Below are 15,784 nucleotides of genomic sequence, written 5' to 3' on the forward strand. Positions count from 1 at the left end.
CAACAGCGCTGGCTCACAGGCGATTTGAACCGCGCGGCCTGCTCCCGTGCGGACAGACGCCGGATATACAGTCTGTGGTGTGGACGGCGCGGTTTATCTCTTCGGACAGTACGAGTTGGACACGGATCGCCGTCGGCTCAGCCACGACGGACAGCAGGTCCGCGTCGAGCCCCAAGCGGTGGATCTGCTCTGCCATCTTGTCCGGCACCGCGACCGCGTCGTGCCCACGCCGGAGCTCATCGGCCTCATGGGGCGCGGCCGCGCCGTCAGCGAGGCCGCACTCGCCACCTGCCTGCGCACCGCCCGCCAGGCGATCGGCGACACCGGCGCACGGCAGGACCTCATCCGCACGGTGCGACGGCGCGGTTACCAGTTCGTCGGGCAGGCCACGGTCGCCTCCGCCGCTCCGCCCGCCGCGCCCGTCGCCGTGTCGGGCACGACGGCGACAGAGGCGGACCACGAGGTCATTCGGTTCTGCCGGTCCGTCGACGGCACCCGCATCGCCTACGCCACCACCGGCGACGGTCCGCCCCTGGTGAAGACCGCCAACTGGATGACCCACCTCGACCTCGACCGGACCACCCCGATGTGGGCCCACTGGTTCGACGGCCTCACCCGCGGTCGACAGCTCATCCGTTACGACGAGAGGGGCTGCGGGCTCTCCGAATGGGAGCTGGTCGGCTTCACCCTCGACGACCTGGTCGACGACCTCGACTCCGTGGTCTGTGCCGCTGGCCTCGACCGCTTCCCCCTCCTCGGGGTGTCACAGGGCGGCGCCGTGGCGGTCGCCTACGCCGCGCGCCATCCCGAGCGGGTCAGCCGACTGGTGCTCACCGCGGCCTACGCCCGGGGACAGCTGATCCGGGCCCGGAGCGACGCCGAGCGCGACGCCGCGGAAGTGGACCTGAACATCGCCCGCGCCGGATGGCGTTCCCAGGACAGCAGTTTCCTGCGCTACTTCGCCTCGCAGTTCCTCGCCGACTCCACGCCCGCGGAGTGGGACGCGTTCGCCGCCTACCAACGCCAGACGACCTCGCCGGCCAACGGGCTCCGTTTCATTGAGGAGTTCGCCCGTATCGACGTCTCCCACATAGCCCATCGCGTGACCTGCCCCACGCTGATCATTCACTCCCGCGACGACGCGCGCGTCCCGGTCTCCCAGGCCCTGGAACTGGCCTCTCTGATCCCCGACAGCCGGCTGATCCTTCTCGAAGGCCGCAACCACCTGTTCACCGCGGCCGATCCCGCCTGGCCCACCTTCCTCTCCCATCTCGACACCTTCCTCGCCGACTAGTCCGGAGGGCAGCTCCCGCCGCCGTCGTCCGGCACGCGCGAAGGGCCGCCCGGTGTGAGACCGGGCGGCCCTCGTCATCTCATCGTGTCCGGCGGTCTTGCCAGGCCGTTCCGGTCAGCCGATCACGATGTCGCAGTCGGCCCTGCCGTGGTCGGCGATGTCGGCGAAGTCCGCCTGGATGTCCGGGTCGTACGCGGCCGAGCTGACGGTGCGGGTCTTCTTGCCGGGCACGGCCTTCTTCCCGGTCGCGTGCGAGACCTCCGCCGCGTCCCAGGTCAGGTCGCAGGTCCAGTGGATCGTGCGGACCAGGAGGTTGGAGTTGTGCCCGGTTCCCGTGATCTGCCAGTTGCCGTCGGCGTTCACGGTGAACTCGACGCTGCCGCTGACGTTGCGGCTGCTGTCGCTCGTGGCGAACACGACCGACTGGCCGTCGGCCGAGACCTGCTTGGTGGTGTCGTTCGCCTGTGCGGGAACCGTGCCCAGCAGCAGGGAGCCGAGCCCGGCTCCCGAGGCGATCAGCAGCGCCAGCCCCCGACGAGTCCGCGTCGTGCCGGACATCCTGGTGTTGGTGATGCGCATGGTCCGTCCTTCTCTTTCGTGTCCCGTGTCTGAGGTGAGCGCCGGGCCGTCGCGGGCTCTTGCCGCTCCCGGTCCGCCCGGCACCTCTCAAGCATCGGGCCGGCCACCGGGCCGATGCTTGACGGAGGTCTGAGGCTTTCCTGAGGGGGACATGAGGGCGCCGCCCTCAGCGGACCGTTCGGGATCACTCGGCCAGGAAGGCGTCGACGTGGGCGAGGAACTCGTCCCAGGCCGGCTCGAAGGCCGTGAGGAGGTGATTGCGGCTCTTGAGCAGGACAAGCCGGCTGTCGGGAATGAGCGCGGCCAGCTCACTGGCCTGTGACACCGGCACACGCTCGTCGTCGCGGGAGTGGACGATCAACGTCGGGCAGGTCACCCGATGGGCGATGTCGGACACGTCGATACGGGCGAACTCCTCAAGGAAGCGCACCCCGTTGGCGGGCGAGGTCGTCTGGCGTTGGAACGCGGTGAACGCCTCCCAGTCCGCCGGTGTGCCCTCGGGCAGGAACTGGGAGGCGAAGACCCGGAGGAATCTGGGGTCCTGGTGTATCCACCCCACCCGTGCCAGATCCAGGTCGAGAGCCGCCTCCTGCGCCTCGTCCTCACCCTGCGCCCGGACCTGTCGTCCTTGGGCGTAGGCCCCGGCGAGGATCAGCCGGCTGACCCGTTCCGGATGGCGTACGGCGTAGGCGACCGCCACCGCAGCACCTTGTGACACGCCGAGCAGCGGAAAGCGGTCGAGCCCCGTCGCCTCCACCACGGTTTCGAGGTCGTCCACCCAGTGGTCGAACGAGAACCCCGGAACCACCCAGTCGGAGAGGCCGCAGCCCCGTTCGTCGTAGCGGATCAGCCGGCGCCCGCGCGCGAGGCCGCTGAGCCAGTGCGACCAGAGCGGGGTCGTCCACTCGAGGTCGAGATGGGTCATCCAGTTGGCCGCCTTGAGCAAGGGCGGGCCCGAACCCACGGAGGCGTACGCGATGCGCGCGCCGTCGTCGGTCCGGCAGAACCGGATCGTCTGATGGGCGGCGTCGCCGGGACCGTCGGCCGTGGTGCCCACCACCACGGGTCCTCGGCCCGAGTCGGGCTCCCCGGCCGTCACCGGTGCAATGAACTGGTAGCCGCGCCGGTGCACGGTGCGGATCACCCGCTGCGCACTGCCGGTGTCGCCGACGGCCAGACGCGCGGTCCGCAGCGCCGTGGTGAGGGCGGCCTCGCTGACGAAGCGGTCCCCCCACACCTCGTCCAGCAGTTCGTTCTTCGGCACCACCCGGTCCCGGTGCCGGACGAGATGACACAACAGGTCCAGAGCACGCGGTTCCACATGGACCGGCTCACCTGATCGCCGGAGCTGGATCCGAGTGGTGTCCAGCTCGTACTGCCCGAAGAAATACTTGTCCCCAACCACCTTTGCAGCGTACAACTCTGCCTCGTAGACGTACACACGGACGATTCGCCGTGTGTCGCGCACCGGCGTGAACGGGACCGGAGTCTCGTTCGTATGGAACCAGAAGCCCATCGGTTCGAGGAGTTGCCGGATGTACCGCACGTGCCACCGCGGCGCAGCGTGCCGGGGAGGCCGCTCGGTATGGCGTGTGGAGAGCCCCGGTGTCCTGCGCCTGCTGCGGTCCGGTGTCTTCGCGGCCGTCTGTGTGGCGACCACGGCGCTGGGACACGCGCTGATGTCCGGTGACGTCCTGCCGTGGTGGGCGGTCGGCTCGGGGCTCGCCCTGACGGCTGCCCAGGGCTGGTGGCTGACCGCCCGGGAGCGTCGTGCAGCCGTTGTGGTCGGGGTCACCGTCGCCGCTCAAGCGCTGCTGCACCTGGTGTTCGACCTGGCCCACGCACTCACCCGAGGGCCCGGCGGTGTGGGGACGGCCGGTCATGTGCCAGTCATGGACGCGCGGATGTTCTCGCGTTCCGGGCTGGTCATGGACATGGGTCATTCGGCTTCCGGTCCGGTCATGCATCATCCCGGGACGGCGGGCACGTCCGCCGGCTCGATGCTCCACGCGACCGTCCTCGGACAGGGCTCAATCGGGATGCTCCTGGCGCATCTACTGGCCGCGCTGGTGTGCGGATTGTGGCTCTGGCGGGGCGAGGCAGCGGCCCATCAGGTGAGCCGGGCCCTCGCCGCCCTGCTCTTCACGCCGCTGCGGCGGATCTGTGGTGTGCTCGCCCACCCCGCACTGGAACTCCGGGCGCCCACGCCGTGGGCATGCGAGGACTGGGCGGAGACATCGCGAAGCAGCCCCGCCCTGTTGAGACATGCGGTGGTGCGCAGAGGGCCGCCGCCGGGCATCGGATCCGTAGTTCTCCGTCTGCCTCTCGGCTGATTTCCCTTCCGTTCGCGGGACAGGACAGGGCCGGGGCAGACGCGTGGCCGACATGCCAGTTCGCGGTGTCGGCCCGTTCGCTCCGGTCCATGTGTCTCCTCTGCCCGACGCGTGCCTGCTCGACGGCCGTCGACGCAGCCGCGTCCGCGCGAGGGACCGTGGCCCGCCCACCGATCGGGAGTTTCCACTCATGCTTCATGACATCTCCGCGCCCGCGTCCAGCGGTCCGAGGCCGCCCCTGTCCGCCCACCGGCGACCTCGCCTCGCCGTGGTCGGCGCCGTGCTGACCACCACCGCCCTCCTGTTGTCGGGCTGCGGCGGCGCGTCGTCCGACCAAGCCTCCGCGAAGACCGGATCCTCGCCCTCGCCCTCGTCCTCCGCCCACGGCATGGACGGTATGTCCGACATGGCGATGGGGGATCCCTCCGCCACTCCGGCCGACAAGATCCCCGGAGCAACGGTGGTGAAGGGCGCCTTCAAGCTGCTCGACACCCGCCCGCCCGGCCTGGACGACGTCGAGGGCACCGCCTGGCTGGCACAGGGCTCGAAGGGCACCACCGTGACCGTGTCCCTGACCGGCCTCGAACCCGGTGCCTCCTACATGGCCCACCTGCACGCCCAGCACTGCTCGGCAGAGAACGGCGGGGAGCACTTCCAGTTCGAGAAGGGCGGCGCCACCACGCCCCCGAACGAGATCCACCTGATGTTCACCGCCGACAAGTCCGGGAAGGGCATGACGACCGTGAACAACTCCCGCAAGACGGAAGAGGGCGCGGTCGCCGTCGTCGTCCACCCCACCGAAGCGATGGACAACCGGATCACATGCGCGGACTTCGACTTCTGAGGGCGGCGGGCCCGCTCGGCTGCGCGGGTGCTCTGCTGCTGTGCGGCGGCGCGCCGGTCCACGCCCACACCGCGCTGAAGGACGCCACCCCGGCGCCGGGCGCCAGGGTCGCCACCGGGACCGATGTCGTGGCCCTGACGTTCAGCGACCTGAAGTCGGGCGCCGCGCCCGAGATCGGTCTGGTCGGCCCGGACGGTACGGCTCTCGCGGTCGGGCAGCCGATCGTGACCGGAGGCGGAACCGCCTGCGCAGCGGTCACCCCGTTGCCCACGGGGGTGATCACCCTCAGCTACCGGATCACCGCCGCAGACGGTGACACTCAGTCCAGCGCGTTCCAGTTCGAAGCGGTGGACGGGACCGGGCCGGCCGAGCCGCCGTCCGAGTGCGCCGACCTCGACCTGCCGGCACCCGGCGCCGTGGACAGGTCGGACACCGTGGCGGGGCTCGACCCCACCACCGCGACAGCCGCTCTCGTGGCGGCGATAGTCGGGGTGGCGAGCGGGGGAGTCCTCGCCTTCCGCAGACGACGGCGGGCGCGACGAACGCGGGAAGGAAGGGAGCTCGCCCCTGACCTGACACCCCGGACATGACATGGCGGGCGGCGCGGCCAGGAGGGGCCGCGCCGCCCCGACGATCAGGCGGTGCCCAGCAGCTTCGCCGCCCGGCGCAGCACCTCCAGGATCTCGTCGCGGGCAGCCGGCCTGGAGGCGAACACCCGAGGGCTGGGATGCCAGGTGGGAAGCGTGTGCACCTGGGGCGCGTACCGCGCCTGGTACGCCGCCCAGCCGGCCTGCGCCTTGCGGCCCATCGGCACGACCACTTCCAGTGCGGGGAGCAGCGAGATCACCTCGTGCAGGAAGGGCGCCGCGCGCTGTATCTCCGTCTGTCCGGGCGCGGCGATGCGATCGGCGCTGCCCAGATACCACGGCACGATGTTCCAGTGCAGGGACTCCTGGTACGGCAGACCGGACTCGGAGCGGAGCGTCCAGCAGTTCTGCGCCGTCTGGTCGTCGTTGTCCACGGAGATGATGCCGCTGCCCGTCCGGCGCAGCCCGGCCTCCTCGCCGACGGACTTCTGGCCCGGTGCCTCCAGCAGGAACAGGCTGCGGGCCTCGACTCCTCCGGAAGCGGGGTCGAACCACGGCACGGACTCACCGTCGCCCAGTCGCTCGCGCAGCTTCTCCACCCACTCGTTGAGGGGACGCGTGCGCGGTTCCGTGGGGACGGCCTCCAGGCGGGTACTCAGGGTGACGGGGTCGCGCAGCGCGCGAGGAGTCGTGGTGCGAAAACGATCGTTCGAGGACATGGCTCCGCAGTGTGCCAGGCACCTCTGACAATCCGGTGCGGGTATGGAAGGACCTGGGCGGCACTGGGCGAGTTCGCGCCCTACGGCTTGTCAGTGGCGAGCCGTAGGGTCCGGTCCCATGAGCATCCCCGCCGTCGAAGAGTCCTGGGCCCGCATCGACCTCTGGCTGGCCCGGCACGCTCCCCTCAGCCACGCCCGGCTGTGCCCTCCGGCATCCACGGAGGAGATCGAAGCCGCCGAGCGCGCGCTCCAGGTCGACTTCCCCGCCGACCTGGTGGCGTCGCTGCGCTGTCACGACGGAGTGGAACTGCAGGAGGGAGCGCCGGTACTGGCGTACTACGGGCCGCCCTCCGGCGTCGCCGACATCGTGAGGAGCACGACGTTCCTGCGCGATGTCGGCGCCGGTATGGCCGAGGTAGAGGACGAGGAAGAGGAGCTGGCGGTCTTCTGGCGCCAGGAGTGGCTGCTGATCACGCTGGGCATCGGCTGGCAGTCTTCCGACGGGCTGTTTCTCACCTGCCGCGCCGGACCGAACCGCGGTCGCGTGGGCCGCTACTTCGACGAGGACGCCCCTTCCTTCACTCCATGGCCGTCGCTCCGGCACGTGCTGGCCGACTTCGCGGACGCCCTGGAGAACAGCCGTATGTTCAACGGCCGCGTGCCCCTGGCCGTGGATGGCGTGCTGCTCTGGGAGGACGAGGTGTCCGTCATCCCGGACCCGGTGTCCCCGCTGGCCCTGGCCGCCGCGGCCGCCGAACCGGAACAGGAGCCTCCTGCCGCTGCCGCACCCGACATCGTTCCCACCGGACCGGCGCACGGAGGAGCAACCGGCATCGTCGCCTTCGTCCGTATCGCCCACACCCACCCGCAACCGCCTCCGGACCAGCCGGACGTGGTCTTCGTGGAGGGCGTCACCCCGGCCGAGCTGTTGTGTCGGCTGGACGCCGTCCCCGCCACGGTCCGGCCGCGCAACCGGCAGCGAGCGCGACAGACGGCGGACTCACCCTGGGCGGCGTACCGGCCGCTGGTGCGGGTAGGTGCCGTGGGTGGGTGGGCCTATGCCACGCAGGAGACCGGCGCCGCCCAGTTCACCCGGCCGGAGGTACTGCGGCTGCTGTCCGCCGGCACCCGCGCGGTGGCCCTGACCAAGCGCGGGCCGGAGGCGTGTGTCACCGTCACCGCGGACGGGGCAGAGCGCCCGGAAGCCGCACGCAGCGTCCAGTCGCCGCGTGAGGACCACGTCCGGCTGCCCGGAGGACAGACGGCCCGACACCACGGTGTGGACCCCTGGCCAGGATCCACTGCGGCGTACGCCCGCCTCCTGAGTGACCTGGCGAAGGACTTCGGCATCACCTACCGCCCCGAGGACGACACGGCCACGGAGCTGAGCAGCGCCCTGCTGCTGCCGGTCCTGGACGACTTCCGTGAGGACGAGTGCCGACCCGTGTCCCGGGTACGGGGCTTCGACCTGGCGGAGCTCGTCGAACGCACCCCGCCGCACCGGCTGCGCAGAGCGGTCACGGCACAGTTGGTCCGGCTGGCGGCGGAGACCCGCGTCGACACGTACGAGGAGGTGACGGCGGCCCTGGAGACCATCCGCCGCGGCAAGACCGTTTCGCTCACCCACGACGATCCTCTGGACATGCGGATGCGCACCCTGGCCGCAGAGACCTGGGTGGCCCGCCAGATGGTGCAGCCCGCGTGGCGCGGGGATCCCGGACACCTCACCCAGCAGGACCTCAGCGCTTGGGCCGTACGGGAGAACGCGACTCAGGCACTACGGGCGTTCATACAGCTGCCGATCCCCGTCGCGGCCGCCAAGATCCTTCACCAGCGGATGTCCGTCCACTGGCGAACCGAACTCGCCGCCGATCTGGTGGAGCCGTGACGCCGATCGGCGACATCGGCGTTGCCCTGGACGTCTGTGGCTGCGAGCCTGAACTGCCCGCATGCGGCAGGGGGCGACCCCCTTCAGAACATCGACGTCGATCCCCGTGTCGGTCCGGATCCCTGGCCGGCTCATCTCGGTCGGCGCTCTTGGGGCACGAGGGCTGATCAGCGTCGGCACCTGAGGCGGGTCCGTCCGGGAAACATGAGGGGCCGGCGTCCTGCCCTCCGTACGATCGTGTGGCCGACCACCAGGGCAATTGAATCCGAGTCAACGGCGGACCGGCCGCGGCGGGTCGGCCGAAGCGCTCGGTACGTCGGCGGTGCTCCCGCCGGGGTGGCCCCGAGTGTCGTACGACGCTCAGCCGCCGACCTTTCCAGCGTCGATGCGCCGGCCCCGGGCGGTGTCCACGACGATCGGGATGCCGTCCGGGATCCGTCCCTCCAGACGGGCGAGAAGAGCTTTCACCGGCGGGAGGTCTCCAGGCGCGCGGACATGGATGTACATCGTCCGGGACGCCATGTCGACACTGGTGACGGACGCCCCCGGAGTGTCGTCGAGCCACTGTTCCGCCGTGCTCTTGGCCTGGTTGGTCCAGGAGTTGATCAGGAGCGTGAGCGCGGTGTTGACCGCCAGCGGTACGAACACGACTACGAACAGCAGGCCCATGGCGGCATAGGTACGGCGCGTGGGCCGTTCGGCGGCCTTGTCGGCCTGAGTGCCGTAGCCGAGGGCGGCGAAGATCGTCATGCCGCCGAAGACCAGGGCGAAGAAGTTGGACACGAACAGGAGCAGCGCTCCCAGGGCGAGTGATCCCGCCAGTTGCCCCAGACAGACTCCGGCCACGACCAGTGGGGGGACGAGGGAGATGGCGATCGCGACCCCGGGCAGTACGGCGGCGACGTCTCGTCGGGCGAGCGCCACCGCGCCGGCGAAGCCGGTGGCCAGGGCGGCGACCAGGTCCATCAGTCCCGGTGACGTCCGTGACGAGATCTGACTGTTGGAGAGCAGGTCGTAGTTGTCGGGGAGCACCAGGGTGAAGAGCACGCCGACCGCGATCACCACCGCGCAGGCGGCCAGGACGACCCTGACCGCTCCGATCCGCCGGCGTTGCACCGAGCCCAGAGCGATGCCCATGATCGGCGTGGACAGCGGTGCGATGATCATCGCACCGATCACAGTGGCGGTCGAATCCGTCAGGACCCCGGCGGCCGCGATGAGTGACGACAGCGTCAGCATTGTCCAGAAGGCCGAGCGCTTGGACCTGGTGTCCCCCGAGGACAGGTCCAGGTCCTGCGTCAGCTCGTCCAGCGAGCGGCGCTGTGAGGCGGGGAGGACAAGGGCGCGAACTCCGCTGAGCATGCCCTCAAGTAAGCACCAGTGGTTCGGTCGCAGGGGAGCACGACACGTCTGTCTGCCTCGATGCGGTGAGGCGGTCCGGTCCGGGTGTTACCCACCGACGGTCGTGTACCCCCCGGCTCCGCCACGACTTCCGCCGGACGGGCTGCCTGTGATCGACTACCACTCGTCCCTGCCTTCCCTGGACTCACAGGCGGTGGGCACGATGCATTCGGCCCGCCCCGCCCCCGCGCTTGATCACCCAAGGTGGGGCACCCAGGGACGTCTGGTGCAGCCCCTCCCCTGGTGGCGGCGGCTGTTCTGACGTGCCATGCGCGTCGCGGGTTGTGGACGGCGGGGAGTACCAGGCAGTCCCAGCTGTGGGCGCCGTCGCGCGGACTGTCGGTCGGCCCGCGGCCGGACGCCTCGTCTCGCCGATGCCGCGGGCCTTCGCCGGGGCCATGGAGGGGTTCGTCCAGGCCGACACTCTCTTCGTCCCGGGGCTTGGTGCGACCTGCTGTACGACCGCCTATGTGAGTGGGGCACGTGCGGGTGCCGCTCCCTGCGTCACCGCCCCAGCTGTTCCGTTGTCGTGGCCTTGACGGATGCGTGATCCCTGATCGTCTTCACGACGTGCGTGATCACGGCAGTCGTTCGGCCTTCGGCGGACTGCGGCTCGCCTGACTGTTCCGCTCGGCGTCACGGGGGGTAGCTTGGTAAAGAGGGCCCCAAGAGGAGGGCGATTCGATGCCGTGGTTCGTATGGCTGCTCACTGCCGCGGCGCTGGGTGTCGCGGAGTTCTTCACCCTGACACTGGTCTTCGGGTTGCTGGCGGGCGCAGCGTTGGTCGCCGCTGTGGTCGCGGGCGTCGGTGTCGGCCTTCTCGGCCAGTTCGTGGCTCTCGCACTGGCGGCGGCAGCGGGTTTCGTCCTCGTCCGTCCTGTTGCGCTGCGACACATGGAACAGCAGCCCCTCACCCGCGAGGGCAGTGACGCGCTGATCGGCAAGCGGGCCGAGGTCATGCAGGAGGTCACGGCGACCCGCGGTCTGATCAGACTCTCCGGCGAGGAGTGGTCCGCCCGAGCCCTCGACGAGAGTCTGGTCATCCCGGCGGGAGCGCTGGTGGACGTCATGGAGATCGAGGGTGCCACGGCCATCGTCTACCCCCGTGAGCTCCTTCCGTGAACGGCTGAACACATAGCGACGGAGGCACTGTGGATCCAGTTGTCATCCCCATACTTGTGGCGGCCATCGTTGTTGTCTTCCTCGTGGCCTCCGCCGTGCGGATCGTTCCGCAGGCGCGCCGCTACAACATCGAGCGGTTCGGCCGGTACCGCCGGACGCTACAACCCGGCCTGAACCTGGTTCTGCCGGTGGCGGACCGCGTCAACACCAAACTCGATGTGCGCGAGCAGGTCTATTCTTCCGACCCCAGGCCCGTGATCACCGAGGACAATCTCGTGGTGAACATCGACACCGTGCTCTACTACCAGATCACGGACCCGCGGGCGGCGGCCTACGAGGTCGCCGACTACCTGCAGGCGATCGACCAGCTCACCGTGACCACGCTGCGCAACGTCATCGGCAGCATGGACCTGGAGGAGACGCTCACCTCGCGTGAGGAGATCAACTCCCGGCTCCGCGCCGTCCTCGACGACGCCACCGGCAAGTGGGGCATCCGCGTCAACCGTGTCGAGATCAAGGCCATCGATCCACCGCACACCATCAAGGAGGCGATGGAGAAGCAGATGCGGGCCGAGCGCGACAAGCGCGCGGCCATCCTGCACGCCGAAGGGGAGCGGCAGGCCAAGATCCTCACCGCGGAAGGCACGAAGCAGAAGGACATCCTGGAGGCACAGGGCACGCAACAGGCCATGATCCTGCGGGCCGACGGCGAGGCGAAGGCGGTGGAGCTCGTCTTCCAGGCCGTGCATCGCAACAACGCCGACCCGAAGGTCCTGGCCTACAAGTACCTGGAGACGCTCCCGCACCTGGCGAGCAGTGACAACAACACGTTCTGGGTGATCCCGGGAGAGCTGACCGAGGCGGTTCGGACCGTCACCCGTGCGTTCGGTGATCAGTCGACGGCGGCCTCTCCGCAACCCGAGCGACCCCAGGAAGATGGCACCGTCGACGCCGACGACACCTCGCGGGCAGGCCGGGTTCCGGAACTCGACGCAGGCTCGACGGTTTCACTCGACGCCGCGGCGGCCGCCGACGAGGCCGGGAAGCAGGCTGCCGCCGCGGTGAGCGACGCCAGAGCGGAGGCCGAGGCCGCGATGTCGCCCCAGGTTCCACGCCGAGGGCAGTCGTCCGGCGATTGAGCCCACCTTCGGTTGTCGCCGGGGATCGCCATGACGCTTCCGCGGTCCTCGGGCGAGCCCTGCCCGGAACAATGACCCGTACGTGTCAACAGTGCGTGTGATCAACCCAACCATCGGGCGCAGCCTGCGGGCACCACGTACGCTGCCCGCAGGGACTTTTCTCGCGCGGGAGTACGAGTGACCGGGGTGGCGAAACGCGTACGAGCAGATGCGGGCAGCCCGCTATGAACGGGGCGGCTCCCTGCCTGCAACGAATCTGTACGATGCGGGTGACACGAAGCGGAATCCGGACCAGCCACGCACTCTCCTCCCTCCTGGGGCGCGGAGCATGGCGAACATCCTGATCCGGTGGCCGTGGACGCGGTCGTGCATCTACTCGCCCTGAGCGGCGCCAAGGTGCGCGACGGGCTGTCCGAGGCCACTTCTGCCTGGTGCGGGCCGTGCCGCTCCGGGCGCTGCCGCAGATCCTGTCCGTGACGTCGGCCGTGGAGGGCGCGGCGCTCAAGATGGTGCGCGTGTCGGCGGATCGCAGGAGGGCCGACGGGCGGCTCAACACCGAGCGGGCACGCGCGGCCGCACGAGGTGATCGAGAGGTGCGCAGGTCCCGGACCCGCCGAAACCTGCCCCGCGTCGTATGCCGTCGCCGCAGGTCACACCTGTTCCACAAGTCGCGCTTCCAGGTCGCGCAGGTCCTTGACCAGGTTGCCGCGGACCTGTCGGGCCAGCAGCGGTGCCGCAAGCCGGTAGAGGCCGCCCTCGCCGCCCCGGACGCGGATGCGGGCGAGGGTGCCGCGCGGGTGGGGCTCGAAGGCGTAGGTGACGTGCATGGGCATCGGGCCCGCCACCGAGACCATGTCCAGCAGCCGGGGCGGCTCATGGGCGGCCACCCGCAGCACATAGTCGATACGACGGCCGAGGAAGTACGCGGTACGGGTCACCTCGGCGCCGACGCCGAAGCCGCCTCCGTCCGCCTCCCGGGTCAGCTCGGCGGTGCGGATGCCCTGGGTCCACTCGGCGTCGTGCCGCCAGTTCATGGCGTACCCGGCCACCCTCTCCGGCGGCACCGGGATCATCCGCTCGGCCGTCACGTCGATGCCCATACCCTCACCTTCCGTCTCCTGGACCGGTCTCACCACCCGGTGCGCAGCAGATGGTTGAGGAGGAGCGCGAGCACTGCCTGGGCGGCGAGCCACGCGCGGGGGTGGGTGAGAAAGGCGCAGGACGGGAGGAGCCACATCGCGAAGGGGAGCCAGATGCGTTCCGTCTCCGCCTTGCTCATGCCCGAGACGTCGGCGACCAGCAGAGCGAGCAGAGCGGCGGTCACGAGGAGCGCGAGGCGAAGAGGCCCACCCTCCGCCGAGCCACGCCGCAGCAGGACGGACCCCGTGCGCCGCAGCCCCGCAGCCGTCGCCAGGCCCGTGATCAGCGCCGAGCAGGCGAGATTGGCCCACACCCAGTAGCCGTACGGCCGCACCCCGCCCGCTCCTTGGCGGTAGCGGGTGGTCAGCAGCCGGTACGCCTCCCACCAGTCGAACCCGGCGAGCGTGAACACCGTCGGTACGACGGCCACACCGGCCAGCAGCGCCACCAGCAACACCGACCGTTCCCGCACCCCGCGCCGCCCCAGCCACAGCACCGCGCCGTCGATCAGGGCGATGAGCGTCAGGCCGTAGGAGAGGTAGCAGGTCAGGCCGAACAGCAGCCCCGATGCCACGGCGGCGGCCACGGAGCGCCTGGTGACGGCCAGGGCCAGCAGCGCCACGGTCCAGGCCGCGACCGCCGCGAAGTACGCGTCCGCGGAGGTGCCCATCCACACGGCCGCCGGCGCCAGGGCGAGGAAGGGGGCCGCGCGCCGGGCCAGGCGTTCGTCGGCCAGGGCGCGGACGGTGACCAGCACGGCCACGCAGGCCGTCGCCCCGACGACGATGCACCAGATACCGGCCCAGCCTCCGCCCCGCAGCCCGATCCGGTCGAGCAGGACGAAGGTGAGGGTGGCGGCGGGCGGGTGGCCGGCGATGTGGGCGGGCCAGTTGTCGGGGGAGTGCAGCAGGATGTGGTGGGTGAAGTCACGCAGGGCGGCCGGGATGTCGTGGAAGCGGTCGATGACCTGGAGGTATTCGTTGCGGGTGGTGAGCCGCACGGCGATGCCGCGCTGCCAGCCGTCGATCAGGGCGAGGCAGAACGTCCACGCCAGGGTTGTGCCCCAGGCCACCGCGAGCAGGGCCTGCCAGGGCAGACGGGCCGCGAGGGCGGGGCCGTAGGCCACGGTGGCGGCCGCGACGAGCAGGGCCGCCGGGGTGCCGGGGCCCAGGTGGGGTCCCCAGGACGCCAGCAGGGGTGGCCAGTTGACGCGCAGGGTGTGGTCGGTGTCCTGGATGTGGCGGCCGATCAGTACGGCCGCCGTCACCAGAAGGGCCGCGGCTCCTGCGGCGTACAGGTCACGGCGCAGGGCGCGGGAGGGGCCGCCGGAACGCGGGGCGCGCGGCTCGGCGGAGGGCAGGGTGTGGGTCACACGGGAACGCTAGGCCGACCGATGGGGAGCGGACCGCCGTCCGTGCCGGACGTCAGCGTTTCGTCACAGGTCGCGGCACCCTTGTGGGGGGTGTCCGGGCCTACGGTCGGCTCATGCGAGACGATCCGCGGCTCCCCACGTCCCCCCGTTTCTGGCGCAGCCCGTTGCGCGGTCCCTGGTTCACGTCGGTGCTGGGCCTGGTCCTGCTCGTCGGCGTCACCGTGCTGTTCGTGACGGGCCTGGTCTCGTACGCCGCGTACAACCCGGACCTGTCGCCGGTGAACGACAAGACCCCGGACAAGGGCATGCTCGGCTTCTACCTCTTCTCCTGGCCGACGGACCCGCCCTGGCTGTACCGGCTCAACCAAGGGGTCCACGTCACCCTCGGCATCACCCTGATCCCCGTCCTGCTGGCCAAGCTGTGGTCGGTGGTGCCGAAGCTGTTCGCGTTGCCGCCGGCCCGCTCGCTCGCCCACGCCCTGGAGCGGATCTCCCTGCTGCTGCTGGTCGGCGGCGGGCTGTTCGAGTTCGTGACCGGGGTGCTCAACGTCCAGCTGAACTACGTCTTCCCGGGCTCCTTCTACCCGCTGCACTTCTACGGGGCCTGGGTGTTCTTCGCGGCCTTCGTCGCCCACGCGCTGCTGAAGACGCCCACCGCCTTGCGCAATCTGCGGCACGCGCGGGAGGAGCGGGACGACCTGGTGTCCCCGCACCCCGCCGAGCCGACCGTCTCCCGGCGCGGCGCCCTGTGGTTCGTCGGGGGCGGCTCGCTGCTGCTGTTCGCCACGATGGTGGGGCAGAACTCCGACGCGCTGCGCCGCACCGCCCTCCTCGCACCGCACGGCTGGGCCGAGCCCGGCGGCGGCCCGAACGGTTTCCAGATCAACAAGACCGCCGCGTACGCCGGGATCGACGCGGCGGAGACGGACGACGACGTCTGGCGCCTCGTCGTCACAGGACGCTTGGGCACGGTCCGCCTCAGCCGCTCGCAACTCGCCGAACTCCCCCTGCACAGCTCGGCGTTGCCGATCGCCTGCGTCGAGGGCTGGTCGACGTCCGACCAGTGGTGGCGCGGGGTGCGGCTGCGCGACCTCGCCGCGCTCGTCGGGTACGACGGCGACCCGCCGGACGTGTTCGTCGAGTCCCTCCAGCGGCACGGCGCCTTCCGCCGCGCGGCCCTGCGCGCCAACCAGGTGGCCGACCCGCGTTCCCTGCTCGCCCTGTACGTCAACGGCGAGGACCTGTCCCCCGACCACGGCTACCCGGCCCGGGTGATCGTGCCCGCCGCGCCCGGCGTGCTGAACACGAAGTGGGTGGCCCGCCTGACCTTCGGAGACTTGTGATGCGCCCGCCCCGGTTCCCCATC

At 70.5% G+C, this 15,784-nt stretch carries 14 protein-coding genes; 8 read left to right on the forward strand and 6 right to left on the reverse strand.

Annotated features, from left to right (window positions below; translation table 11 throughout):
- The first annotated feature begins 79 nt into the window (after window positions 1-79).
- Entirely contained in the window at window positions 80-1,294 is a 1,215-nt protein-coding gene (locus ACLZN2_RS11125) for an alpha/beta fold hydrolase (protein ID WP_416978210.1), read from the forward strand.
- Between the two features lie 114 nt (window positions 1,295-1,408).
- On the opposite strand, the gene ACLZN2_RS11130 is transcribed toward ACLZN2_RS11125, so the two are convergent.
- Window positions 1,409-1,873 carry a hypothetical protein gene (locus ACLZN2_RS11130; protein WP_403834284.1) on the reverse strand — a complete coding sequence of 155 codons (465 nt, stop codon included), beginning with the start codon at window positions 1,871-1,873 and terminating at the stop codon, window positions 1,409-1,411.
- Between the two features lie 184 nt (window positions 1,874-2,057).
- Window positions 2,058-3,278, reverse strand: coding sequence for an alpha/beta fold hydrolase (locus ACLZN2_RS11135; protein ID WP_416978211.1), 1,221 nt, complete (start codon window positions 3,276-3,278; stop codon window positions 2,058-2,060).
- Between the two features lie 187 nt (window positions 3,279-3,465).
- Between ACLZN2_RS11135 and ACLZN2_RS11140 the strand changes: the two genes are divergently transcribed.
- From ACLZN2_RS11140 to ACLZN2_RS11150, 3 genes are all read left to right on the forward strand, one after another.
- A complete protein-coding gene (locus tag ACLZN2_RS11140) occupies window positions 3,466-4,206 on the forward strand; it encodes a hypothetical protein (protein WP_416978212.1) in 741 nt (246 codons plus the stop codon).
- Between the two features lie 190 nt (window positions 4,207-4,396).
- Window positions 4,397-5,050, forward strand: coding sequence for a superoxide dismutase family protein (locus ACLZN2_RS11145; RefSeq protein WP_416978213.1), 654 nt, complete (start codon window positions 4,397-4,399; stop codon window positions 5,048-5,050).
- Window positions 5,029-5,640, forward strand: a complete 612-nt coding sequence (locus ACLZN2_RS11150) for a copper resistance CopC family protein (protein ID WP_416978214.1) — start codon at window positions 5,029-5,031, stop codon at window positions 5,638-5,640. The genes ACLZN2_RS11145 and ACLZN2_RS11150 overlap by 22 nt, the downstream gene beginning before the upstream one ends.
- A 44-nt stretch (window positions 5,641-5,684) precedes the next feature.
- On the opposite strand, the gene ACLZN2_RS11155 is transcribed toward ACLZN2_RS11150, so the two are convergent.
- On the reverse strand, window positions 5,685-6,356 hold the full coding sequence (locus ACLZN2_RS11155; protein WP_416978215.1) for a uracil-DNA glycosylase: 672 nt from the start codon (window positions 6,354-6,356) through the stop codon (window positions 5,685-5,687).
- A gap of 118 nt (window positions 6,357-6,474) precedes the next feature.
- Here ACLZN2_RS11155 and ACLZN2_RS11160 point away from each other — a divergent pair, with 118 nt between their 5' ends.
- Entirely contained in the window at window positions 6,475-8,244 is a 1,770-nt protein-coding gene (locus ACLZN2_RS11160) for an SMI1/KNR4 family protein (protein WP_416978216.1), read from the forward strand.
- A 360-nt stretch (window positions 8,245-8,604) separates the two neighbouring features.
- Here the strand turns inward: ACLZN2_RS11160 and ACLZN2_RS11165 are convergent, their stop codons facing one another.
- On the reverse strand, window positions 8,605-9,606 hold the full coding sequence (locus tag ACLZN2_RS11165) for a TIGR00341 family protein (protein ID WP_416978217.1): 1,002 nt from the start codon (window positions 9,604-9,606) through the stop codon (window positions 8,605-8,607).
- 723 nt (window positions 9,607-10,329) lie between these two features.
- On the opposite strand from ACLZN2_RS11165, the gene ACLZN2_RS11170 reads away from it, so the two are divergent.
- Complete coding sequence (locus ACLZN2_RS11170) at window positions 10,330-10,767, forward strand: NfeD family protein (RefSeq protein WP_416978218.1); 438 nt, start codon at window positions 10,330-10,332, stop codon at window positions 10,765-10,767.
- A 29-nt stretch (window positions 10,768-10,796) separates the two neighbouring features.
- The gene (locus ACLZN2_RS11175; protein WP_416978219.1) at window positions 10,797-11,906 is read left to right on the forward strand and encodes an SPFH domain-containing protein; all 1,110 of its coding nucleotides are present in this window, start codon (window positions 10,797-10,799) and stop codon (window positions 11,904-11,906) included.
- Window positions 11,907-12,556: 650 nt separating this feature from the next.
- Here ACLZN2_RS11175 and ACLZN2_RS11180 read toward each other — a convergent pair.
- Window positions 12,557-13,006, reverse strand: a complete 450-nt coding sequence (locus tag ACLZN2_RS11180; RefSeq protein ID WP_416978220.1) for an SRPBCC family protein — start codon at window positions 13,004-13,006, stop codon at window positions 12,557-12,559.
- Window positions 13,007-13,035: 29 nt separating this feature from the next.
- A complete protein-coding gene (locus ACLZN2_RS11185) occupies window positions 13,036-14,418 on the reverse strand; it encodes a hypothetical protein (RefSeq protein WP_416978221.1) in 1,383 nt (460 codons plus the stop codon).
- A gap of 113 nt (window positions 14,419-14,531) precedes the next feature.
- Here ACLZN2_RS11185 and ACLZN2_RS11190 point away from each other — a divergent pair, with 113 nt between their 5' ends.
- On the forward strand, window positions 14,532-15,761 hold the full coding sequence (locus ACLZN2_RS11190; RefSeq protein ID WP_416978222.1) for a molybdopterin-dependent oxidoreductase: 1,230 nt from the start codon (window positions 14,532-14,534) through the stop codon (window positions 15,759-15,761).
- The last annotated feature ends 23 nt before the right edge of the window (window positions 15,762-15,784 follow it).

Origin of the sequence: Streptomyces sp. T028 (assembly GCF_048159505.1) — a bacterium.
GTDB lineage: Bacteria > Actinomycetota > Actinomycetes > Streptomycetales > Streptomycetaceae > Streptomyces.

Bases quoted from the DNA above. Each gene is read 5' to 3' on its own strand.
- ACLZN2_RS11130 (WP_403834284.1), bottom strand. From the start codon at position 1,873: ATGCGCATCACCAACACCAGGATGTCCGGCACGACGCGGACTCGTCGG.
- ACLZN2_RS11145 (WP_416978213.1), top strand. From the start codon at position 4,397: ATGCTTCATGACATCTCCGCGCCCGCGTCCAGCGGTCCGAGGCCGCCC.
- ACLZN2_RS11150 (WP_416978214.1), top strand. From the start codon at position 5,029: ATGCGCGGACTTCGACTTCTGAGGGCGGCGGGCCCGCTCGGCTGCGCG.
- ACLZN2_RS11155 (WP_416978215.1), bottom strand. From the start codon at position 6,356: ATGTCCTCGAACGATCGTTTTCGCACCACGACTCCTCGCGCGCTGCGC.
- ACLZN2_RS11160 (WP_416978216.1), top strand. From the start codon at position 6,475: ATGAGCATCCCCGCCGTCGAAGAGTCCTGGGCCCGCATCGACCTCTGG.
- ACLZN2_RS11165 (WP_416978217.1), bottom strand. From the start codon at position 9,606: ATGCTCAGCGGAGTTCGCGCCCTTGTCCTCCCCGCCTCACAGCGCCGC.
- ACLZN2_RS11170 (WP_416978218.1), top strand. From the start codon at position 10,330: ATGCCGTGGTTCGTATGGCTGCTCACTGCCGCGGCGCTGGGTGTCGCG.
- ACLZN2_RS11180 (WP_416978220.1), bottom strand. From the start codon at position 13,006: ATGGGCATCGACGTGACGGCCGAGCGGATGATCCCGGTGCCGCCGGAG.
- ACLZN2_RS11190 (WP_416978222.1), top strand. From the start codon at position 14,532: ATGCGAGACGATCCGCGGCTCCCCACGTCCCCCCGTTTCTGGCGCAGC.